We start from the raw sequence: 21941 nt of genomic DNA, 5'->3' as shown, positions 1-21941 counted from the left end.
CATAAAATGACATATGGAATAGACCATGGATTTTCTCCAGCTGGATAGCAGCGCCGCCGAGCCGCTGTACCGACAAATATACACGCGCTTCCGCAGCGCCATCGCCGAAGGCACGCTACAACCCGGCGACCGCATCCCCGCCGCACGCGCACTGGCGCTGGAACTGGGCCTGGCGCGCGGCACGGTGGAATCAGCCTACGCACTGCTGACAGCGGAAGGCTATGTGGAGGCACGCGGCCAGGCCGGCACCGTGGTCACACCGGCGCTGGCCCGTCATGCCCCCGTGGCGCCCACGCCGCGTCCCGCATCGGCCCACAACAATCTGGGCGAAGCCGCCTCCTCCACCAAGCCCTTCCAGATGGGCATACCCGCGCTGGACGCCTTCCCGCGCAAGGTGTGGGCGCGCCTGGCTGCACGCGCGGTGCGCGCTACGCAGCCGGCCGACATGATCTATCCGCCATGGGCCGGACTGCCGGAACTGCGCATCGCCATCGCCGCCTACCTGCAACTGTCGCGCGGCATCGACTGCACGCCGTCGCAGATCTTCATCACCAACGGCTACCGCAACAGCATGGAACTGATCACGCGCGCACTGCTCAAGCCCGGCGATGGCGTATGGGTCGAAGATCCCGGCTATCCACCGACCAGCGACCTGCTGCGGGAAGCCGGCATGCAGGTCGCACCGGTGCAGGTCGATGCCGAAGGCTTGATGGTGTCGCACGGCGTGGCCAGCGCGCCCGGCGCCAAGGCCGCCATCGTCACGCCGGCACATCAAAGCCCGCTATGCGTGTCGCTGTCGCTGCCACGCCGCCTGGCCCTGCTGGACTGGGCAGCGCAGGCCGGCGCCTGGATTGTAGAAGACGACTACGATGGCGAATACCGCTATGTCAGCCGTCCGCTGCCCGCGCTGCAAAGCCTGGACCGCGATGGCCGCGTGCTGTATTCCGGTACCTTCAGCAAGGTACTGTTCCCGGCCATCCGGCTGGCCTACCTGGTGGTGCCGCCGGCGCAGGTGGAGCGTTTTGAACACATCTGCCGCACCTTCGCCACCGGCGGCCCGGCACTGATGCAGGGCGTGGTCGCGGACTTCATGAACGAAGGCCATTTCGCCCGCCACATCCAGCGCATGCGCCGCCTGTACGCCGAACGCCGCGAGCTGACCGCCGACGGCCTGTCCTCGGTGCTGGGCAAGCACATGCAGGTGGAGCCGCAACCAGGCGGCATGCACCTGGTGCTGTGCATGAAGGGCTATCACACCGATCGCGCACTGGCGGCGCGCATGCGCGAGAAAGGCATGGCGGCGCTGGCACTGTCCGAGCGCGGCGTGCTGCCGCATATCCCTTCGGCGCTGCTGCTGGCCTTCACCAATATCGAATCGCAAGCCAGGGCGCAAGAGCTGGGTAAACGCATACTGAAAATCATGGCCTAGTCAAAATCACGCATCTTGGCTCTTCTTGAATAGTCCATCAAGGCGCACAATGATTCCATCGTAACCAAGCACACAGAGGAAATCATCATGAGCAAACGTCTGGAAATCTTCAAATTTGCCCCTGCCGCCTACAAAGGCTTTGGCGCCGTCAAAGACTATGTGGCGGGCGCCCTGCCGGCCGAGCTGCTGGAGCTGGTCTACCTGCGGATCTCGCTGATCAACGGCTGCGCCTACTGCATCGACATGCATACCCGCGACCTGCTGAAGCAAGGCGTCAAGAGCGACAAAATCGCGCTGGTGCCGGTATGGGATGAAGCGGCGGCCCTGTTCAGCGAAAAAGAACAAGCCGCACTGGCCTGGGCCGAAGTGGTCACCCGCGTCGAGCAAACCAAGGTGCCGGACGCCGACTACCAGGCCGCGCTGAAAGTGCTGAGCGAGCAGGAACTGGCCGACATCACCGTCGCCGTCGCACTGATGAACGCCTTCAACCGCTTCGGCGTCAGCATGCGCATGCAGCCGGCTGCGCTGGGCTAACTCGCCGGCCTGGCCACCCAGGCGCCATTGCTTTGCCTGATGCGCGCCTTGCTGTTTTTGAACGGAACCAGTCTTTCCACAGCGTAGTCAACTACGCCGGGCCAAGGCTGGCCTTCCGGTCCAGTGATGTAATGCGTGGTAATGGCGGCATCCATCGCCAACGTGATGTTGCCAGAAAATTTTGGCAATTCTTTAAAGCAACCATGCACTTTTGGCAGCCGGGCGGGCTGCGTATGCTAATCTCAGGGTTTCCCTTATCTTTTTTTCCTCAAGGAGCCCCCAACGCATGCCCCATAACATCAGTCTGATTACCACGATCGCCGCCGCACTGGGAGCTGGTCTCCTGTTCGGCTATATAGCAACGCGCCTCAAGCTGCCGGCGCTGGTGGGGTATCTCGCTGCGGGCATTATTATTGGACCGGCGACACCGGGTTATGTGGCGGATGCCGCACTGGCTGGCCAGCTGGCCGAAATCGGCGTGATGCTGATGATGTTCGGCGTCGGCCTGCACTTCTCGCTGGAAGACTTGTGGGACGTGCGCAAGGTCGCGCTGCCGGGGGCGATATTGCAGATTGCCGTCGCCACCGCGCTCGGCATGGCGCTGGCCCACTTCTGGGGCTGGAGCATCGGCGGCGGGCTGGTGTTCGGCCTGGCTTTGTCGGTAGCCAGTACCGTGGTGCTGCTGCGCGCCCTTGAGGAGCGCGGCATACTCGACTCCTTCAATGGCCGCATCGCGGTCGGCTGGCTGGTGGTGGAAGACCTGGTGACGGTGCTGATGCTGGTGCTGCTGCCGGCGCTGGCCAGCTCGCTGGGCGGCGAAGCGCTCGACGGCGGCCATGGCGGCGGCGACGATAATATCTGGTGGACGCTGGCATTGACGCTGGGCCAGGTCGGCGCCTTCATCGTGCTGATGCTGGTCGTTGGCCGCAAACTGTTCCCATGGATTTTGTGGCAAGTGGCGCGCACCGGCTCGCGTGAGCTGTTCACGCTGTGCGTGATCGCGGCAGCCGTCGGCATCGCCTACGCCTCCACCCACTACTTCGGCGTGTCGTTCGCGCTGGGCTCCTTCTTTGCCGGCATGGTGCTGCGCGAATCGGCGCTGGCGCACCGTGCCGCCGAAGAGTCACTGCCGCTGCGCGATGCGTTCGCGGTGCTGTTCTTCGTCTCGGTCGGCATGCTGTTCGAGCCGACCGTGCTGACCGAACAGCCGCTCAAGCTGCTGGCGGTAGTGGCGATCGTCGTCGTCGGTAAATCGGTGGCGGCCTTCCTGCTGGTGCTGCTGCTGCGCTACCCGGCCAAGACCGCGCTGATGGTCTCCGCCAGCCTGGCGCAGATCGGCGAATTTTCCTTCATCCTGGCCGCGCTGGGCATATCGCTGAAGCTGATGCCGGAAGAAGGCCAGAGCCTGATCCTGGCCGGTGCCATCATCTCGATCGCACTCAATCCTGTAGTCTTCCTGGTCACCAAGCCGTTGGAACGCTGGCTGGGCAAAAACCTGGATCTGGCGGCCAAGTTCGACCGCTCACCCGACCCGCTGGCCGAACTGCCGATGACCACCCCACACGAACATCTGCGCGGCCAGGTGGTGCTGGTCGGCTATGGCCGTGTAGGCCGCAAGATCGCTGCGGTGCTGAAGGAAAAAGGCATCTCCTATGTGGTGGCGGAACAGAATCGCGAGGTTGTCGATCAGCTGCGCAAAGACGGCGTGCCTGCGGTGGCGGGTAACGCCGGCGAGCCGGCGGTGCTGATCCAGGCGCACATCGCGCATGCGGCCATCCTGGTCATCGCCACGCCGGACACCTTCCACGTGCGCGCCATGATCGAAACCGCGCGCGCGCTGAATCCGGGTATCAAGACCGTGGTGCGCACCCATAACGACGCCGAGGCGGACCTGCTGCGCAGCGAACGCGCCGGCGAAATCTTCATGGGCGAACAGGAACTGGCCAAGGGCATGACCGCCTATGTGCTGGACAGCCTGGAGAAGCATGGCAAAGGCCACGCGCACTGATGTTCAGGCATGCTTTTGTCGCCTGTGCTCTGGCCGCGCTGCTGCCGGCAGCGGCGGCGTATGCCGCCGACAAGGACGATGAGATTCCGGTACTGATCGCCGAAACCGTCGACCCGCGCGGCAATATGCTGCCGACGCCACCCGTCATCACCGCAGTCATCAGCCAGCTTGCGGCGGAGTCGGGACTGCACCTGGTGATCCAGGCCTATCCCTGGCGCCGCGCGCAGCTGATGGCGGAAAATGGCGAAGGCCTGCTGTACGGCGCGGCGATCACACCGGAGCGGCTGGGCGTCTTCCGCTTCACCAAGCCGCTGTACGCGGCCAATCAATGGCTGGTGTCATCGGCGCAAACGCCGCTGATATTCCGCCGCTGGTCGGACCTGCGCGGCAAAGTGATTTCGATCGGCAGCGGCGGCAAATACGGCCCGGAATTTGAAGCGCGGCGGGGCAAGCTGTTCAAGGTCGAAGAGAATGCCGCGTCGATGGAAAGCCGCCTGAAAATGCTGAGCGCGCACCACGTTGACGGGGTGCTGGTGGACAGCTTCCGCAATCCAGTGCAACTTGGCGCCAGCCTGAATTGCCGCTTCCCCAGCGACCGCTGGACCGTGGCCAGCAAATCGGTGGGCTTCGAACCCTTGCTCATCGCCGTGCCGAAAAGCGGCGGCTATACAAAACTGCTGCCGGTGCTGAACCAGGCCATCACGCGCATCAGCAAATCTGGCAGCATACAGAAAGCCATCGACAGCGTGGCCAATGTGTCCGGCTGCTGATGCCTAAAGTCTTGCCGCCAGCTCGGCGCCTTCCTTGATGGCGCGCTTGGCGTCCAGCTCCGCCGCCAGCGCGGCGCCACCGATTTTGTGGAAGCGCGGCCAGGACGCGTTGGCTTTCACTTCCTGCTCGCCCGGCATCAGCTCCGCCAGGCTGTCCTGGCCCGCGCAGATGACCACGTTGTCCACCGATAGCAGGCGCTGCTCGCCGCCCACGGTGATATGCAAGCCCTGATCGTCGATGCGGTCGTACTGCACGCCGGCCAGCATCACCACGCCGTTGCGCGCCAATACCGCGCGGTGCACCCAGCCGGAAGTCTTGCCCAGGCCAGCGCCCGGACGCGAAGTTTTCCGCTGCAGCAGATACAGCTGCCGCACAGGGTCCGCCTGCACCGGCGGCACCAGGCCGCCCGGCGTCTCGCCTTTCAGGCTGACGCCCCATTCCCTGGCCCAGACATCCAGCGCCTGCGGCAGTGGATGGGCGGCGTCGTGCAGCAGGAATTCGCCCATGTCGAAGCCGATGCCGCCCGCGCCGATGATGGCCACGCGTTTGCCGACCGGCGCCTTGTCGCGCAATACATCGACATATGACAGCACCTTCGGATGATCGATGCCTTGAATCGGCGGCTTGCGCACCTTGATGCCGGTGGCGACGATCACATCGTCATAGCCTTCGGCCAGCAACTGCTCGCGCGTGGCGCGCGTATTCAATCGCAGCTTGACGCCGGTCAGTTCGAGCTTGCGCGCGAAGTAGCGGATGGTCTCGGCGAATTCCTCCTTGCCCGGCACCTGCATGGCGATCTTGAATTGCCCGCCGATGCTGTCGGACGCATCGAACAAGGTCACCGCGTGGCCACACTCCGCCGCCACCGTGGCCGCCGACAAGCCAGCCGGCCCGGCGCCGACCACCGCCACGCGGCGCTGCTTCGCCGTCGGCGCATACACCAGCTCCGTCTCATGGCAGGCGCGCGGATTCACCAGGCAGCTGGCGCGTTTATTCGAGAAGGTGTGATCCAGGCAGGCTTGATTGCAGCCGATGCAGGTGTTGATCTCGTCGCTGCGGCCAGCCGCAGCCTTGGCGACAAAGTGCGCATCGGCCAGGAAGGGACGCGCCATCGAGATCATGTCCGCCTCGCCGCGCTGCAGAATGCCTTCCGCTTCGGCCGGCATGTTGATGCGGTTGGAGGCCACCACCGGTATCGTCACCTCCAGGCGCAGGCGTCCAGCCAGGCTGGCAAAGGCGGCTCGCGGCACCGAGGTAACGATGGTCGGCACGCGCGCCTCATGCCAGCCGTAGCCGGTGTTGAGGATCGACACGCCGGCCTGCTGCAAGGCCTTGGCCACCGTCACCACATCGTCCCAGGTATTGCCGCCTTCGACCAGGTCCAGCAGCGAATGGCGGTACATGATGATGAAGTCCTTGCCCACTTCAGCACGGATGCGCTTGACGATTTCCAGCGGCAGGCGCATGCGGTTCTCGATGCTGCCGCCCCATTTGTCGGTGCGCAGATTGGTGCGCGCACACAAGAACTGGTTCAGCAGATAGCCTTCGCTGCCCATCACCTCGACGCCGTCGTAGCCGGCATCGCGCGCCAGTTTCGCACAGCGGGCGTAATCGCGGATGGTCTGCTCGATGCCGGCCTCGCTCAGCGCGCGTGGCTTGAAGGGCGAGATCGGCGACTTCCTGGCGGACGCCGACACCACGAAGGGCTGGTAGCCATAGCGGCCCGAGTGCAGGATCTGCATCAGGACCTTGCCGCCCTCCTCGTGCACCGCCTTGGTGACGCGCCGGTGATTGGGTACGTCGCCCTTGAAGTTGAGCGTACCCCCAAAGGGTAACAGCCAGCCGGACCGGTTAGGAGATATCCCACCTGTAACGATTAAACCTACGCCACCACGCGCGCGTTCACGATAGAATGCGGCGAGCTTGCCGTAATTGTAGAAACGGTCTTCCAGGCCGGTGTGCATCGATCCCATGATGACGCGGTTACGCAGCGTCGTGTGTCCGAGATCGAGGGGTGCCAGCAAGTGTGGGTATGGTGTCGTTATCATAATGCCCGCATTTAATCCCAAATCTCTAGACCTGGGCTTCTAAAGTCCCCGCGTGCCGCTCTTGTATTCTGCCACCCTTTACCGTACGCTGGACAAATGATGCGATTCCTTGTGTTTTTGTTGTTGGGTGTCACCGCGCCGCTGGCGGCGGCACAAGCACCCAAGCCTGACATGCCCAAGCTGGAGGTATCCGTCAACCGTGTCGACCAGGACGGTCAGCATATGTATGAGGTGGACGCCACCGGCATGGTCAACGCGTCGCTGCCCAAGGTATGGCGCATCCTCACCAACTACGAACGCATGACAGAATTCGTGCCGGACATGGAGTCGTGCAAGGTCCTGTCACGCAATGGCAATGAAGTCATCATCGAGCAATTCGGCGTGGCGCGCTTTCTGTTCATGAACCGCACCATCCACCTGATTGTGCGCGCCACCGAACAGCCGATGTCGGCTATCGACATCGCGCTGATTTCCGGCGATATGAAGCATTATGAATCGCGCTGGGAACTGATCCCTGTGCCGGAAACCGGCGGCACCAAAATCGTCTATCACGGCAAGCTATTGCCGAACTTTTACGTGCCGGGCCTGATCGGTTCCAAGATGATACGCAGCGACATCGAGCGCATGATGAGCGCCGTGCTGGCGCGCCTCGACCGCCGCGACGATGCGCGCGTCGAAGCCATCCCCAAATAATCCGGGAGTTTAGGCGAGGTAGGTGTCGCGCGAACGCAGCTCGGCGAAGTTTTCCAGGCTGCCGATTTTGATCAGCACGGGATTGAGGCTCAGCTGCGCCTGCATGGCGCGCCAGGCGAATTGCCATTCCTGCTCCTGCGCTTCGGCCGCCGTTTTGGTGAAGGCCGCGCCCAGCGCGGCGCGGGTGCCGTATTCGACGGCGCCGTCGATGCCGGCCCAGCTCGGCAAGGCGCGCTGTACGGCGCGGTGCAGGCGCTCACCGAATTCCTCCGTGTTGTGGATGATCAGGCAGGCGTCCGAGGCAAACAGTTCGAACAGGCTGCTGTCCCAGGCCTGGGAAAAGCTCAGCGTCAGGCAGTTGGAGGCTGGACGCAGGATGAACTGGCCCTGGCTCAGCGCCAGTTCCAGGTCTTCGCGCACGCCGTAGCGGTACAGGGTGGGCGGGCGTTGGTAGTCGTGCATGATGTTTCTCACATAAAAAGTTTAACGCTTGCGGCGGACGTGGCGCTGGGAACGCATCCAGTTCGACGCAATATAGATTTCGCGCAGCAGCGAAACAAAGCTGCCAACCAGGCAGATCACTGCCACCACGAACATGCCTGCAATATACTTGTCCAGTCCGAGATTGGTGATGTCGCCCAGGAACAGCATGGCCACGATCACGCACACGAACAGCCCGCAGGCGGTCGACAGGAAAATCGACATATTGATCAGGTGCGAGCGGCGATACAGCACATCCAGTTCATTCAGATAAGGATCGCTGTAGGCGACGTCCAGCCGGTCCTCCAGCACGCGCGAGCGGTCGATGATGCGCGCCAGCCGGTTGGTCAGCACGATCAGGTTGGTGCATACGCCCGACAGCAGGAATACCGGCGCAATCGCCAGCTGGATGATGTGACCGATGTCAGCGGTCTGCAGTGTCATGAGTGCCATTACGATTTATTCTTATCGATTAATCCACAGTGTAGCAGCCCACGTCTCCGGTGGGCCTTTTTTCAGGCGAAGCCGCGCTTGTGCTTGAACTGTTCGGTGGCGGCCACCAGCGCGCGGGCGATGCCTGTTTCCATGGCACCATGGCCGGCGTCGGGGATCATCTTCAGCACGGAACCGGGCCAGGCCTGATGCAAACGCCAGGCGGATACCGGCGGACAGATCACGTCGTAACGGCCCTGCACGATCACCGCCGGCAGATGGGCGATACGGCTGACCTCGCGCACCAGCTGGTCGTCGCTGAAGAAGCCGAGATTGGCCATATAGTGCGATTCGAGCCGGCCGACGCCCAGGTCCAGCGTGTCCGATGGCGCTTCCTCGGCTTGCGGCAGCAGGAATACGCGGCGGCCTTCGAAGCGGCTCCAGGCGCGCACCGCCGGCCAGTGCACGGCCGGATCGTCGCTCATGATGCGGCTGACGTAGGCTTGCAGCAGTTTGCCGCGTTCCTGTTCCGGGATCGGTGCGATGAACTCGGCGTGAATTTCGGGATGGAACCATTGGGCGCCGTCGAGGAACCAGTCGATTTCCTTTTGCGTGCACAGGAAGATGCCGCGCAGTACGAAGCCGAGGCAGCGTTCGGGATGCGCTTCGCCATAGGCCAGCGCCAGCGTCGAGCCCCACGAGCCGCCGAATACCAGCCATTGCGCAATGCCCGCCATCACGCGCAGTTTTTCGATGTCTTCGATCAGCAGCTGGGTGGTGTTATTGCGGCATTCGCCCAGCGGCGTCGACTTGCGGGCGCCACGCTGGTCGAACAGGATGACGCGGTATTGTTCGGGATCGAAGAAGCGGCGGTGCTGCGGCGACAGTCCGGCGCCAGGGCCGCCGTGCAGGAAGATCACCGGGATGCCGTCCGGATTGCCCACTTCTTCCCAGTAGATGGTGTGCAGTTCATCCACCGCCAGCATGCCGTGGCGGGATGGTGCGACTGGTGGGAACAGGGGCGAGGCGGCATCGAACATGGCTATCCTTTGAGCATTGATAGCCAGATTGTACCGCCAACCCGCACTGCGGCGGCAAGGGTCTGACCCCGTACGGGGTCAGACCCTAGTGGGGTGCGGGCTGCGGGGTCAGGACATGTGCTGGCCGCCGTTAATGGCGATGTTGGCGCCAGTAACGAAAGCCGCTTCATCAGAGGCCAGATACGCCACCAGGCCCGCCACTTCGTCCGGCTTGCCCAAACGGCCCATCGGGATTTGCGGGATGATTTTGCTATCCAGCACGTCCTGCGGGATCTCCATCACCATCTTGGTGCCGATATAGCCCGGCGAAATGGTGTTGACGGTCACGCCTTTTTTCGCCACTTCCAGCGCCAGCGCCTTGGTGAAGCCGTGCATGCCGGCCTTGGCGGCCGAGTAGTTGGTCTGGCCGAAAGCGCCCTTCTGGCCGTTGACCGACGAGATATTGATGATACGGCCCCAGCCGCGCTCGATCATGCCGTCGCACACCGGCTTGGTCATATTGAACACCGAGTCCAGATTGGTCTTCATGACCGCGTCCCAGTTGACCTTGTCCATTTTCTTGAAGGTCATGTCGCGCGTGATGCCGGCGTTGTTCACCAGCACGTCCACCGGACCGATGTCTTTTTCGATCGCGGCGATGCACGCCTGCGCCGATTCGTAATCCGATACATCGCACGGATAGGCGCGGAAGTTATAGCCCTGGTCACGGGTCGTGGCCAGCCACTGTTCTACCTTGGGATTACCTGGGGAATAAGTGGTGACCACGCAATAGCCCAGCGCGGACAGCTTGTAGCTGATCGCTTCGCCCAGACCACCCATGCCACCGGTTACCAATGCAACTCTTGCCATTTTTGTGTCCCCTTCTATGTGTCGCCAAAATCGGAAACGGTCCGGTCTATCGCCGGACCGAAAGTTTTTCTTGTTATGCGCGCTCGATCGCCAGCGCCACGCCCATGCCGCCGCCGATGCACAGCGAGGCCAGGCCTTTCTTGGCGTCGCGGCGTATCATTTCGTGGATCAGCGTGACCAGCACCCGCGCGCCGGACGCGCCGATCGGGTGGCCGATTGCGATTGCACCGCCATTGACGTTGATCTTGCTGGTGTCCCAGCCCATTTCCTTGTTGACCGCCACCGCCTGCGCGGCAAACGCCTCGTTGATTTCCAGCAGGTCCAGGTCGTCCGGGGTCCAGCCGGCTTTTTTCAGGCACAGTTTGGTGGCCGAAACCGGGCCCATGCCCATGTAAGCCGGGTCCAGGCCCGACGAGGCGTAGGCCTTGATTTTGGCCAGCACCGGCAAGCCCAGTTCCCTGGCTTTCGAGGCGGTGGTCATGATGACGGCGGCAGCGCCGTCGTTCAGGCCGGAAGCGTTGCCGGCGGTGACCGTGCCATCCTTGGCGAAAGCAGGACGCAAGCCGGCCAGGCCTTCCAGCGTCGAGCCCGGCTTGATGTATTCGTCGCTGTCGAAAATGATGCTGCCTTTTTTCTGCACGATTTCCAGCGGCAGGATCTCGTCCTTGAATTTGCCGGCTTTCTGCGCGGCTTCCGCCTTCAGCTGCGATTGCAGCGCGAACTCATCCTGTTCGGCGCGCGAAATCTCGTATTTCTTCGCGACGTTCTCGGCGGTGGTGCCCATGTGGTATTGGTTGTACGCGTCCCACAGGCCGTCGACGATCATGCTGTCGGTCATTTTGATGTCGCCCATGCGGAAACCGTCGCGCGAACCGTTCAGTACGTGCGGTGCAGCGCTCATGTTTTCCTGGCCGCCAGCGATGACGATCTGCGCGTCGCCCGCCTTCAGCGCCTGCGCCGCCAGGTGGGTGGCTTTCAGGCCGGAACCGCACACATGGTTGATGGTGAAGCCAGGGATGGTGTTCGGCAGGCCAGACTTGATCACTGCCTGGCGCGCCGGATTCTGGCCGACGCCGGCGGTCAGCACCTGGCCGAGGATGGCTTCGCTGATCAGATTCGGATCGATACCGGACTTGGCGATCAGGCCCTTGATGACATGGGCGCCCAGTTCCGACGCCGGCACTTTTGCCAGGCTGCCGCCGAATTTACCCACACCCGTACGACCAGCAGCAACGATAACTACATCATCCATTTGATTCTCCAATGCGCCGGCCTCAGCCGGCTAAGTTGAGCGAAACTTGAGCGAAAACGCAAGCTTTCATCATACGCCGTCCCCATGGAAGGCGTGGCAGGTTTCAATGCTGCGCTGCCGCGAGAACTCCGTCGCGCGAGGGGCTATTTATCGTATGCGCCGGTTTCAACGCCTACCTTGATATGCATCAAATCACTTATCTTGTATTTTGAAGAAACAATAATTTTTTTTCAAGATAATAATTTGATACCGTCCAGTGACGCCGCGCATTGCGCACGTATCACATTGACGAAGTCCAGCACATAGGCCTTGTGCCGCTGCACTTCGGGCACCGAGACGAACAGGTCACTCCACAGGCCCTGCTCGCCGACCGGGCGCGCGATCACATAGTCGTACTCGACATAGTTCTTGATGGCCCAGTTGGGCAGCGCGGCAATCCCTCGGCGGCTGGCGACCAGCTGCAGCACCGCCACCGTCAGCTCGGCGGTGCGGCGCTGGTAGCGGATGTGGGCCGGTTGCAGCACTTCGCGGATCAGGTCGACCCGCTGTTCCGGCACCGGGTAGGTAATCAGGGTTTCGCCTTCGAAATCGGCAGCCTGCAGGCGGCGCTGTGCGGCCAGGCGGTGCTTCTGTGCCATCACCACCAGGTTTTCGTAGCGGAACAGCGGGAAGCTGGCGTACTCCGGTCCGCACGGCGAGCCAATCACCAGGTCCGCTTCGCCGCTATGCAGCAAATCTGCCGGCGCGCTATGGAAGCCCGACACCAGGTCGATCTCCACTTCCGGCCAGCGCTTGCGGAATTCGTCCAGCACCGGCATCAGCCAGTCGAAGCAGGTATGGCATTCCAGCACCACCCGCAGCTGGCCGGTGTCGCCCTGGCTCAGGCGCGCCACTTCGCGCTCGGCGGTTTCGATTTCCGGCAACAGCAGGTCGGCCAGCTTGAGCAGCCGGGCGCCGGTGGCGGTAAAGCCGATCGGCACCGATTTGCGCTCAAACAGCGGCGCGCCGTAGCGGTCTTCCAGCAATTTGATCTGATGCGACAGGGCGGACTGCGTCAGGTTGAGCAGTTGTGCGGCGCGGACCAGGCTGCCGGCCGAGCGCAGTGCGCTCAAAGTGCGTAGATGACGGATTTCGAGCATTATGTATTACTTGTTTTCATCTGAAGACGAGAAATCTTTCATTTTAATGATAGACCGGCTGCCGCACACTGTAGCGCATCAATATGAAATGCGGATGACAGCGCAACTCCCTTAAACCTGCTCAGGCCGCCTGCTCAGACCGCCTGTTTACGCGCCCGCACGCTTGCCGGGCCTCCCCTTTCCTGATTTTCCACAGTAGAATGCTGATGCCTGCGCATGCGCGCAAGTTAACCCTGATACTGTCGCCCATGTCCAAGAGCCTGTTTCAAAAGCCCATAGAAATAAAGATTTCCACCGTCGTCGCCGTTTCCGCCATCCTGGCCACGGCAGACCGCATCGCTCTCGACGCCGCGCTGGCTGAAATGACCGGCGGCACCGCCGACTTTTTCGAAGACGACCTGACCGTGATCGACGTGGCCGCACTGCCGGCCGGCGGCGATCCGGTCGATTGGGGCGGCCTGATCGCCCTGCTGAAAAAATACCGTTTGAATCCGGTTGCCGTGCGCAACGCGCCGCCGGAAATGGCGGCCGCCATCGCCGCCCACGGCCTGAGCCTGGAAACCGCCAGCGCCAAGCCGAAAGAGGAAGCGCCTGGCGCAGCCAGGCCGGCGCCAACGCCAGCCGCTACGCCGGTGGCAGTCGCCGCCGCCCAGGCCCAGCCGCCGGCCGCCGCCAGCAACGGCACCGACGTGATGATCATCGACACTCCGGTGCGCGCCGGCCAGCGCATTTACGCGCGCGGCTGCGACCTGGTGGTTACCGCCGTGGTCAACAACGGCGCCGAAATCATCGCCGACGGCAGCATCCATGTGTACAACACGCTCAACGGCCGTGCACTGGCTGGCGCCTCGGGCAATGCCCAAGCGCGTATTTTTGCATTGAACATGGCGCCGGAACTGGTCTCCATCGCCGGCGTCTACAGCACGTTTGAAGACGGCTTCCCGGCCGAATATGCACGCGCGCCGACGCAAATTCGCCTGGTTGGTGACAGAATCGATATATCATCTGTCAATACTGCAAACCGCGCTTAAGCACACCACTCTGAAAAGGATTATTCGTGGCAAGAATTATTGTTGTAACGTCCGGCAAGGGCGGTGTAGGTAAAACCACCTCCAGCGCCAGTTTCTCCACTGGCCTGGCCATGCGCGGCCACAAGACGGCAGTCATCGACTTCGACGTCGGCCTGCGCAATCTCGACCTGATCATGGGTTGCGAACGCCGCGTGGTGTACGACCTGATCAATGTGATCAATAAAGAAGCAACGCTGACCCAGGCGCTGATCAAGGACAAGCACTGCGACAACCTGTTCATCCTGCCGGCCTCGCAGACGCGCGACAAGGATGCGCTGTCGGAAGACGGTGTGGAAGTCGTGCTGCACGAGCTGATCAACATGGGCTTCGAGTTCATCATCTGCGATTCGCCGGCCGGCATCGAGCACGGCGCGCTGATGGCGCTGACCTTTGCCGATGAAGCCATCATCGTCACCAACCCTGAAGTATCGTCGGTGCGCGATTCGGACCGTATCCTCGGCATCATCCAGGCCAAGTCGCGCCGCGCCCAGACCGGCGGCGAGCCAGTCAAGGAACACCTGCTGATCACCCGCTACTCGCCGAAACGCGTGGAAGCGGACGAGATGCTGTCGTACGTAGACGTGCAGGAAATTCTGCGCATTCCATTGGTCGGCATCATTCCGGAGTCGGAACAGGTGCTGCATGCTTCGAACCAGGGTAACCCGGCGATTCACTTCAAAGGCACCGATGTTGCGGAAGCCTATGAAGACGTGGTGTCGCGCTTCCTCGGCCAGGAACTGCCGCTGCGCTTTACCACCTATGAAAAGCCCGGCCTGTTGCAGCGTATCTTCGGGAGCAAGTAATCATGGCACTGCTTTCTTTCCTGTTTCCACCCAAGCCGAAAACCGCGACCGCGGCCAAGGAACGCTTGCAGATCATCATCGCGCGCGAGCGCAGCGGCCGCGCCGGTCCGGACTTCCTGCCGGCGCTGCACAAGGAACTGATCGAAGTGATTTCCAAGTACACCAAGGTCAACGCCGACGACATCAAGATTTCGCTGGACCGCCAGGGCAACCTGGAAGTCCTCGACGTCAACGTGGTACTGCCTGACGCTTGACGCCTGATTAAGCGTCAGGCCGGCTGGCGATGCACGCCCGCCGCGATCAACTCCTGCGCCACCTTGGCGCAGGCCTCCACATGCTGATAGCCAATCTGGCGAAACGCATAAAAGCCGATCCCGGCGGAGGCCAGCTGCCCGGCCAGCGGCACCAGCTTGCCCGCCTGCCGCGCCACCGTCTTGAAACCAGTGCGGCGCAACAGCTGCATCACCACCTCCCGCGTCACCAGTTTCCCCACCAGCATGCCGCCCACGCCGATCGCCGCTTCATAAGCAATCAGGCGGAATTTCGGCTGCAAGCGCTCAATTTGCTGTTCGGAAAGACCGAATTCCTTATTGATATCGTCAATTAACAACGAAAACAGGCGCAGGTCGGACACGATATCCAAGCCCGGAATGGGCACTGCGGCCATGCCGGCGGACACCATCGCGCGCCGCCGCACCAGCTGGCGGCAGCGTTCCCGTACAGAGGCAATATCGCTAGCCGAGGCCGGCAACAGCGTCCAATGTGTGTCTTTTTTGCTGCTCATGCCGCCTCCTTGCACGCGCTGGGTGTTCTTGCCATTTTTCAACTTCTGCATTGAATTCGCGGTTTTTCCAGTGTACCGTGTAATCCATATAGGGCCCGTCTCAGTGGAAAACAAGCATTGCCAAGAAATCACTGATAGTGTCCATAAAAAATATTTTTAGCCTTTTTGCTAATTTATTTGTGAATCTCTGTTATATTTACGGTGACTTCTCCTTAACATTTCCCCACAGGCAAGAGCATGAGAATTGCCGTACTCGACAACGACCGCAGCCAGGCTGAGCTGATTTGCCAGGTGCTGACTTCGGCTGGCCATATCTGCCACAGCTTCCAGACCGCCAAAGACGTGCTGGCGCAATTGCGCAAGGACAGCTACGACATGCTGATACTCGACTGGCAGGTGGTGGATCTGGGTGGTGCCGAAGTGCTGCGCCGCGCCAAGGAGAAGCTGCCGGACAACGCGCCGGTGCTGTTCCTCACCACCAGTTCCGGCGAAGACGATATCGTGGCCGGCCTGGCCGCCGGCGCCGACGACTACATGATCAAGCCGCTGCGCCGCAGCGAGATGGTGGCGCGCGTGCAAGCGCTGCTGCGCCGCGCCTATCCAGCGCAAAACGGCGCCGAACAGCTGCAATTCGGCCAGTACATCTTCGAAACGCGCCCCGGCCGCCTGCTGATGGACGGCATCGTGCTGGATGTGACCCACAAAGAGTTCTACCTGGCGCTGTTATTTTTCCGCAACATTGGCCGTCCGCTGTCGCGCGCCTACATTCATGAGGCGGTATGGATACGCGAAACCGTCGTGCCATCGCGCACCATGGACACCCACGTTTCGCGGGTCCGCAACAAATTGCAATTAAAGCCAGAAAACGGCTTCCGCCTGGTACCGGTCTATAGCTACGGTTACCGCTTGGAAAAACTCGGCGCTTGATAGTAGCCGACTAAACTGCTATAGCATTAGGCAGTCCTGCGGGCAACATACTGGCAGTAGGGGTATAATGTCCGCATATTTACCAGCCTGGACCCGAAATGCAGTTGCTTGCCGTCGGCCTCAATCACACCACCGCCCCGGTCTCGCTACGCGAGCAGCTGGCGTTCGCCCCTGACCAACTGGGCCAGGCGGTGATGGCGGCGCGTTCGTGGTTCGAGCGCATCGACCATCGTGGTTCCGACGAAGCGGCCATCCTGTCGACCTGCAACCGCACCGAGTTGTACGCCGCCAGCCATGTGCCGGATCCGCTCGACGCCGGCGCGCATTTCCTGGCTGATTTCCACAAACTCAATTACAGCGAACTGCGGCCGCACCTGTACATGCTGCCGCAGCACGACGCCGTGCGCCACACCTTCCGCGTCGCCTCCGGGCTGGACTCGATGGTGCTGGGCGAAACCCAGATCCTCGGCCAGATCAAGGACGCGATCCGCACCGCCGATGAAGCGGGCGGCCTCGGCACCTATCTGCACCAGCTGTTCCAGCGCTCGTTCTCGGTCGCCAAGGAAGTGCGCAGCACCACCGAGATCGGCGCGCACAGCGTGTCGATGGCGGCCGCTGCGGTACGCCTGTCGCAGCGCATCTTCGACAAGATCGCCGAGCAGAACGTGCTGTTCATCGGCGCTGGCGAAATGATCGAGCTGTGCGCCACCCACTTCGCGGCGCAAAATCCAAAAACCATCACCATCGCCAACCGCACACTGGAACGCGGCGAAGTGCTGGCGCACCGCTTCGGCGGCCGCGCCATCCGCCTGGCCGATTTGCAGGACAAGCTGCACCAGTATGACATCGTGATTTCCTGCACCGCCTCGTCGCTGCCGCTGATCGGCCTTGGCATGGTGGAGCGGGCCATCAAGGCGCGCCGCCACAAGCCGATGTTCATGGTCGACCTGGCCGTGCCGCGCGATATCGAGCCGGAAGTGGCGCGCCTCAACGACGCCTTCCTGTACACCGTCGACGACCTCGGCAAAGTGGTGCAGACCGGCCTGGAAAACCGCCAGGCCGCCGTGGCGCAAGCCGAAGCCATCATCGAAACCCGCGTGCAATCGTTCATGCACTGGGTAGACGACCGCGCGGTGGTGCCGGTCATTCAAAGCCTGCATGAAAACAGCGAGGCGCTGCGCCTGATGGAACTGGAGCGCGCCCGCAAGATGCTGGCCAAGGGCGAAGATATCGACACCGTGCTGGAAGCCCTGTCCAAAGGCCTGACCGCCAAGTTCATGCACGGTCCGCAACAGGCGCTGCGCCACGCCCACGGCGACGAACGCGCGCAACTGGCAGAGATCCTGCCGCAGATGTTCCGCGGCCGCCGTTAGCGCGCCGCATCCCTCGCTGTCTTCCCATCGCCGCCAGCTGCGCGGCGCCCGCAACACCCCTCTACGAAATACGCTATGAAACCATCCATGCTGGCCAAGCTCGATCAACTGGCAAACCGCCTGGTCGAACTCGATGAATTGCTGATGTCCGAAGGCGCTACCGATAATATGGACAGCTACCGCAAGATGACCCGCGAGCACGCCGAGATCGGCCCGCTGGTGGCAGTCTACAAGTCTTACCAGGAAGCGCTGGGCGACATCGCCGCCGCCGAGGAGATGCTGGCCGATCCGGACATGAAGGAATTCGCCCAGGAAGAAATCGAGGCCGCCAAGGCGCGCACCGCCGAACTCGATCTCGACCTGCAAAAAATGCTGCTGCCGAAGGACGCCAACGACGAGCGCAACATCTTCCTGGAAATCCGTGCCGGCACCGGCGGCGATGAATCGGCGCTGTTCGCCGGCGACCTGCTGCGCATGTACACCCGCTTCGCCGAACGCAACCGCTGGCAGGTGGAGATGGTGTCCGAGTCGGCGTCCGACCTGGGCGGCTACCGCGAGGTCATCGTGCGCCTGGTTGGCAACGGCGTCTACTCGAAGCTGAAGTTTGAATCGGGCGGCCACCGCGTGCAGCGCGTGCCGGCCACCGAAACCCAGGGCCGCATCCACACCTCGGCCTGCACGGTGGCGGTGATGCCGGAGGCGGATGAGGTAGAGGACGTCAACATCAATCCGTCCGAGCTGCGCATTGACACCTACCGTGCATCGGGCGCCGGCGGCCAGCACATCAACAAGACCGACTCCGCAGTCCGCATCACCCACCTGCCGACCGGCATCGTGGTCGAGTGCCAGGACGACCGCTCGCAGCACAAGAACAAGGCGCAGGCGATGAAGGTGCTGGCCACCCGCATCAAGGACGTGCAGCTGCGCGAGGCGCAGGCCAAGGAAGCGGCCACCCGCAAGAGCCTGATCGGTTCCGGCGACCGCAGCGAACGCATCCGCACCTACAACTACCCGCAGGGGCGCATGACCGATCACCGCATCAACCTGACCTTGTACAAGCTGGACTTCATCATGGACGGCGACCTGGCCGAGATGACCAACGCGCTGATCGCCGAACACCAGGCCGAGCTGCTGGCCGCGCTGGGCGATTAAGACGGCGCTAAGGCTGAAATGGCAACTTTGTGCGAGAATGCCCCGATTCATCCCAGGATACTCTCATGATACATACCCGCTCCCTGCTGCTGTCCATTGCCATCGCCGCGTTCGGCCTGATCGGCGTCGCCCTGTACCTGCAGCACGGCATGGACATGCTGCCCTGCCCGCTGTGCGTGATCCAGCGCTACCTGTTCATCGCCATCGGCGTGTTCGCCCTGATCGGCGCCTATACCAGCAAGCCGAAGGCGCTGGCCAGCGTCAGCCTGCTGGCCGCGCTGGGCGGCCTGGGCACTGCTGGCAAACACCTGTGGGTGCTGGCCCATCCCGGCCTGTCGTGCGGCATCGACCCGATGGAAACCTTCCTCAACAAAATCCCGACCGCCACCTACCTGCCCTTCCTGTTCAAGGCGGACGGCCTGTGCGAAGACGCGCTGGCGCCATGGTTCGGGCTGTCGATTCCGCAATGGTCGTTCCTGTGGTTCGGCCTGTTCACGCTGGCGCTGGGCTGGCTGCTGATCCGCCGCACGCGATGAACCCTACCATCGGTGCGCTGCAACAGCACAGCCAGCTGGACGCGCTGGATAACCGCGTACTGCTGTGTTACGCGCTGGGCATCAACCGCATCGCCCTGATCACCCAGTCCGAACGCGTGCTGAGCGATGGGGAACTGCAGCGCTACAGCGCGCTGGTGCAGCGCCGCCTGGACGGCGAGCCGATCGCCTACATCGTCGGCCAGCGCGAATTCTTCGGCCTGCCGTTCGAAGTCAGCAGCGCGGTGCTGATACCGCGTCCCGACACCGAACTGCTGGTCGAGCTGACGCTGGAGCGTACGCCGGTGCGCGGCCGGGTGCTGGACATGGGCACCGGCAGCGGCGCCATCGCCGTCTCGGTGGCGCACAACCGCGCCGACGCCGACGTCACCGCGCTCGATGTCAGCGATGCGGCGCTGGCAGTCGCGCAGCGCAACGCCGACACCAACCAGGCCCGCGTCAGCTTCCTGCGCAGCGACTGGTACACGGCGCTGGCCGATGCGCCGCGCTTCGACGTGATCGCCGCCAATCCGCCCTATATCGCCAGCGGCGACCATCACTTGTCCGAAGGCGACCTGCGCTACGAACCGGTGGGCGCGCTGACCGACCACGCCGACGGCCTGTCGGCGCTGCGCATCATCATCGCCGGTGCGCCGGCCCACCTCAAGCCGCAAGGCTGGCTGCTGATGGAACATGGCTACGACCAGGCGGAACAAGTGCGCGCGCTGCTCAGCGCAGCAGGCTACGCGGAGGTGCAGAGCTGGCGCGACCTGGCCGGCATCGAACGCGTCAGCGGTGGAAAAACCGGCTGATCACAGCCGGATTTCCAGCCGCCGCCGCAAGGCCGCCAGCAGCATTGCCGGCGGCGCCGGCTTGTACAGCACCTCGATGAAATCGGCCGGCCGCTCCGGCGGCAGCAGCGTGTGCAGCAGCACCGGCGGCGCCTCCTCGCGCGGCCAGATGTCCCACACGCTTTCATTGGCGCACAGGATCAGCGCCGGTTCGCGGTCTTCCGGCGCATATTGCACATCGAATTCGGCGCTCTCCAGAATCTCGCTCAGGTAGTCCTGCATAGGCTGATGCGGCTCCAGCAGCAGCACCGCGTGGCCGGCGCCAAACGGTTCGGGCCAGTCGAAATGCGGGGTCGGCGGCATCGCGTCCTGCTCCTCCGCCAGCGGCGCGAGCATCTCGAAGCGCAAGCCGTCGCCGCTCTGCTGCAAACGGCCGCCCATGGCGCGCACCAGGTGCGCCGCCAGCATCACCCCAGGCAGGATGCGTTCGTCGGCCAGCGAGGCGCTGACGTCGCACCATGCGCCATCCGCCTCGCCCGCCACGAACTGCAAGTGCACCGCCTCGCCGTCGCGCCGCGCCTGCACCGCCAGCTGGCCGCCGCTGTGTGAGCGCAAGCGCGCCAGCACTTGTCCCAGGCGGCGCGCATCCAGCAGCGCCAGCGCCGGCAGCGCGCCGTCCAGCCGCACATGCCGCATCAGCGCATGCAGATAGGCCGGCGCCACAGCCAGTTCCGGCGGCTGCAGTTCGAAGCGCGCACACTCCTGCAAGTCGGACAGCCATTCCAGCTGGCGCCGCGCTTCGCCTTCCAGCATCGCCAGGTCGGCCCAGCCGGTGCCGACCTGGGTGGCAATCCGCGCCAGCGGCGCGCGCAAGTCGTGATTCAGCGCCGCCAGCAGGCGGGCGCGGATGCGCACCGGGTCGCGCTCGTCAGCGCTCACGGCAGCGCTTCCGGCGTGTGCTGGCGCATCGCCTGGCGATAGGCGGTGGGGGTGGTGTCGGTCTGCTCGCGGAAGGCGGTGGCAAAGTTGGCCGCGCTGCTGAAGCCGGTCTGCTCGGCGATCTGCTGCACCGTCAAGTCGGTATCGCTGAGCAGATGCCGGCCATGACGGATGCGCGCCTCGCCCAGATAGCCGAACACCGTCATGCCGACGTGCCGCCGGAATGCCTGCGACAGCCGCTTCTCATACGTGCCCAGCGAGCGCGCGATGCTGGCCAGCGTCAGCGCCGCGCCCAGGTTGTCGTCGATCAGGCGCATCGCGGCCTTGGCCACCACCTCATCCGGATCGTGCGGCGCCGGCGCCGACACGGGAAGCGTCCCGGCGCGGCGCAGCCCAGCCAGTTCCAGGTGGATGCGTACCCGCGCGAACACTTCGGCCGGATGGTAGGGTTTGGCAACAAAGTCGACCCCCCCCATGGCCAGCCCGGCCACGCGTTCGTCGGGCTCGTCCAGCGCGCTGAGGAAAATGACCGGGATATGGCGGGTGGCGGGATTCGCCTTGAGCAGCCGGCAGGCGGCAAATCCGTCCATGCCGGGCATGCGCACATCCAGCAGGATCAGGTCCGGCGGCGCGGCCAGCGCCGACTGGTAGCCTTCCGAGCCGTCGCTGGCAGTGCGCACATGGTATAGCTGGCGCCGCAGCAAATCGGTCAGGAAGCGCAACTCCTCCCGCTCGTCATCGACGATCAGGATACCCGGTCGAGCTTGCTCGGTTGTGGTAAGGGCGAGGATGGCGCACTCCCATTCAGGGGTTACGCAGCCGATTATGCCCGCGTTTTCGCCTGATCTGTCAACTGCGCCATCCAGCAAAAGCGTTTTCACATCCTCCAGAATG

23 protein-coding genes are annotated in these 21941 nt (G+C 63.1%); 13 read left to right on the top strand and 10 right to left on the bottom strand.

Translation table 11 applies throughout. From position 1 onward, the window contains the following. The first annotated feature begins 25 nt into the window (after positions 1–25). From KW842_RS22210 to KW842_RS22195, 4 genes are all read left to right on the top strand, one after another. Positions 26–1429 carry a PLP-dependent aminotransferase family protein gene (locus tag KW842_RS22210; RefSeq protein WP_218306310.1) on the top strand — a complete coding sequence of 468 codons (1404 nt, stop codon included), beginning with the start codon at positions 26–28 and terminating at the stop codon, positions 1427–1429. An 87-nt stretch (positions 1430–1516) separates the two neighbouring features. After that, complete coding sequence (locus KW842_RS22205; RefSeq protein ID WP_218306309.1) at positions 1517–1963, top strand: carboxymuconolactone decarboxylase family protein; 447 nt, start codon at positions 1517–1519, stop codon at positions 1961–1963. Between the two features lie 286 nt (positions 1964–2249). Next, positions 2250–3971: a YbaL family putative K(+) efflux transporter gene (gene ybaL, locus KW842_RS22200; RefSeq protein ID WP_218306308.1), complete on the top strand. Its 1722-nt coding sequence runs from the start codon at positions 2250–2252 to the stop codon at positions 3969–3971. Next, positions 3971–4741: an ABC transporter substrate-binding protein gene (locus tag KW842_RS22195; RefSeq protein WP_218306307.1), complete on the top strand. Its 771-nt coding sequence runs from the start codon at positions 3971–3973 to the stop codon at positions 4739–4741. The genes ybaL and KW842_RS22195 overlap by 1 nt, the downstream gene beginning before the upstream one ends. A 3-nt stretch (positions 4742–4744) precedes the next feature. On the opposite strand, the gene KW842_RS22190 is transcribed toward KW842_RS22195, so the two are convergent. Further along, complete coding sequence (locus KW842_RS22190) at positions 4745–6790, bottom strand: NADPH-dependent 2,4-dienoyl-CoA reductase (RefSeq protein WP_218306306.1); 2046 nt, start codon at positions 6788–6790, stop codon at positions 4745–4747. A gap of 99 nt (positions 6791–6889) precedes the next feature. Here KW842_RS22190 and KW842_RS22185 point away from each other — a divergent pair, with 99 nt between their 5' ends. Beyond that, positions 6890–7483, top strand: a complete 594-nt coding sequence (locus tag KW842_RS22185) for an SRPBCC family protein (protein ID WP_218306448.1) — start codon at positions 6890–6892, stop codon at positions 7481–7483. A gap of 9 nt (positions 7484–7492) precedes the next feature. Here KW842_RS22185 and KW842_RS22180 read toward each other — a convergent pair whose 3' ends face one another. The 6 genes from KW842_RS22180 to KW842_RS22155 form a co-directional block, all read right to left on the bottom strand. After that, positions 7493–7945 (bottom strand): hypothetical protein, encoded by a 453-nt coding sequence (locus KW842_RS22180; protein WP_218306305.1) that lies wholly within the window; start codon positions 7943–7945, stop codon positions 7493–7495. A gap of 21 nt (positions 7946–7966) precedes the next feature. Then, entirely contained in the window at positions 7967–8407 is a 441-nt protein-coding gene (locus tag KW842_RS22175) for a DUF2721 domain-containing protein (RefSeq protein WP_090188952.1), read from the bottom strand. Between the two features lie 71 nt (positions 8408–8478). Beyond that, on the bottom strand, positions 8479–9435 hold the full coding sequence (gene pip / locus KW842_RS22170; RefSeq protein ID WP_218306304.1) for a prolyl aminopeptidase: 957 nt from the start codon (positions 9433–9435) through the stop codon (positions 8479–8481). A gap of 108 nt (positions 9436–9543) precedes the next feature. Next, a complete protein-coding gene (gene phbB / locus KW842_RS22165) occupies positions 9544–10284 on the bottom strand; it encodes an acetoacetyl-CoA reductase (RefSeq protein ID WP_218306303.1) in 741 nt (246 codons plus the stop codon). Between the two features lie 73 nt (positions 10285–10357). Further along, positions 10358–11536 carry an acetyl-CoA C-acetyltransferase gene (locus tag KW842_RS22160; protein WP_218306302.1) on the bottom strand — a complete coding sequence of 393 codons (1179 nt, stop codon included), beginning with the start codon at positions 11534–11536 and terminating at the stop codon, positions 10358–10360. A 230-nt stretch (positions 11537–11766) separates the two neighbouring features. Continuing rightward, entirely contained in the window at positions 11767–12675 is a 909-nt protein-coding gene (locus tag KW842_RS22155) for a LysR family transcriptional regulator (RefSeq protein WP_218306301.1), read from the bottom strand. 248 nt (positions 12676–12923) lie between these two features. On the opposite strand from KW842_RS22155, the gene minC reads away from it, so the two are divergent. Genes minC through minE form a run of 3 tightly spaced genes read left to right on the top strand, consistent with a single transcriptional unit; the run spans position 12924 to position 14802 of the window. Then, positions 12924–13706, top strand: coding sequence for a septum site-determining protein MinC (gene minC / locus KW842_RS22150; protein WP_218306447.1), 783 nt, complete (start codon positions 12924–12926; stop codon positions 13704–13706). Positions 13707–13732: 26 nt separating this feature from the next. Further along, positions 13733–14548 (top strand): septum site-determining protein MinD, encoded by an 816-nt coding sequence (minD, locus tag KW842_RS22145; protein ID WP_218306300.1) that lies wholly within the window; start codon positions 13733–13735, stop codon positions 14546–14548. 2 nt (positions 14549–14550) lie between these two features. Continuing rightward, the gene (minE, locus tag KW842_RS22140) at positions 14551–14802 is read left to right on the top strand and encodes a cell division topological specificity factor MinE (RefSeq protein WP_072782712.1); all 252 of its coding nucleotides are present in this window, start codon (positions 14551–14553) and stop codon (positions 14800–14802) included. Between the two features lie 14 nt (positions 14803–14816). Here minE and KW842_RS22135 read toward each other — a convergent pair whose 3' ends face one another. After that, a complete protein-coding gene (locus KW842_RS22135) occupies positions 14817–15332 on the bottom strand; it encodes a hypothetical protein (RefSeq protein ID WP_218306299.1) in 516 nt (171 codons plus the stop codon). 237 nt (positions 15333–15569) lie between these two features. Here KW842_RS22135 and KW842_RS22130 point away from each other — a divergent pair, with 237 nt between their 5' ends. From KW842_RS22130 to prmC, 5 genes are all read left to right on the top strand, one after another. After that, complete coding sequence (locus KW842_RS22130) at positions 15570–16259, top strand: response regulator transcription factor (protein ID WP_218306298.1); 690 nt, start codon at positions 15570–15572, stop codon at positions 16257–16259. Positions 16260–16357: 98 nt separating this feature from the next. Continuing rightward, positions 16358–17632 carry a glutamyl-tRNA reductase gene (gene hemA / locus KW842_RS22125; protein ID WP_218306297.1) on the top strand — a complete coding sequence of 425 codons (1275 nt, stop codon included), beginning with the start codon at positions 16358–16360 and terminating at the stop codon, positions 17630–17632. A gap of 75 nt (positions 17633–17707) precedes the next feature. After that, a complete protein-coding gene (gene prfA / locus KW842_RS22120) occupies positions 17708–18784 on the top strand; it encodes a peptide chain release factor 1 (RefSeq protein ID WP_218306296.1) in 1077 nt (358 codons plus the stop codon). A 65-nt stretch (positions 18785–18849) separates the two neighbouring features. Beyond that, complete coding sequence (locus KW842_RS22115) at positions 18850–19320, top strand: disulfide bond formation protein B (RefSeq protein WP_218306295.1); 471 nt, start codon at positions 18850–18852, stop codon at positions 19318–19320. Further along, on the top strand, positions 19317–20129 hold the full coding sequence (gene prmC, locus KW842_RS22110) for a peptide chain release factor N(5)-glutamine methyltransferase (RefSeq protein ID WP_218306294.1): 813 nt from the start codon (positions 19317–19319) through the stop codon (positions 20127–20129). Before KW842_RS22115 ends, prmC begins: the two co-directional genes overlap by 4 nt. Here the strand turns inward: prmC and KW842_RS22105 are convergent, their stop codons facing one another. Both KW842_RS22105 and KW842_RS22100 read right to left on the bottom strand, forming a co-directional pair. Continuing rightward, the gene (locus KW842_RS22105) at positions 20130–21047 is read right to left on the bottom strand and encodes a hypothetical protein (protein WP_218306293.1); all 918 of its coding nucleotides are present in this window, start codon (positions 21045–21047) and stop codon (positions 20130–20132) included. Next, a complete protein-coding gene (locus KW842_RS22100; protein WP_373925222.1) occupies positions 21044–21928 on the bottom strand; it encodes a response regulator in 885 nt (294 codons plus the stop codon). The genes KW842_RS22105 and KW842_RS22100 overlap by 4 nt, the downstream gene beginning before the upstream one ends. Positions 21929–21941 lie beyond the last annotated feature (13 nt).

The organism is Duganella sp. sic0402, from assembly GCF_019219065.1.
Taxonomy (GTDB): Bacteria; Pseudomonadota; Gammaproteobacteria; order Burkholderiales; family Burkholderiaceae_D; genus Rugamonas.
Note: the sequence above shows the minus strand (reverse complement) of the source record. Positions and strands in the feature narration are given on the sequence as shown.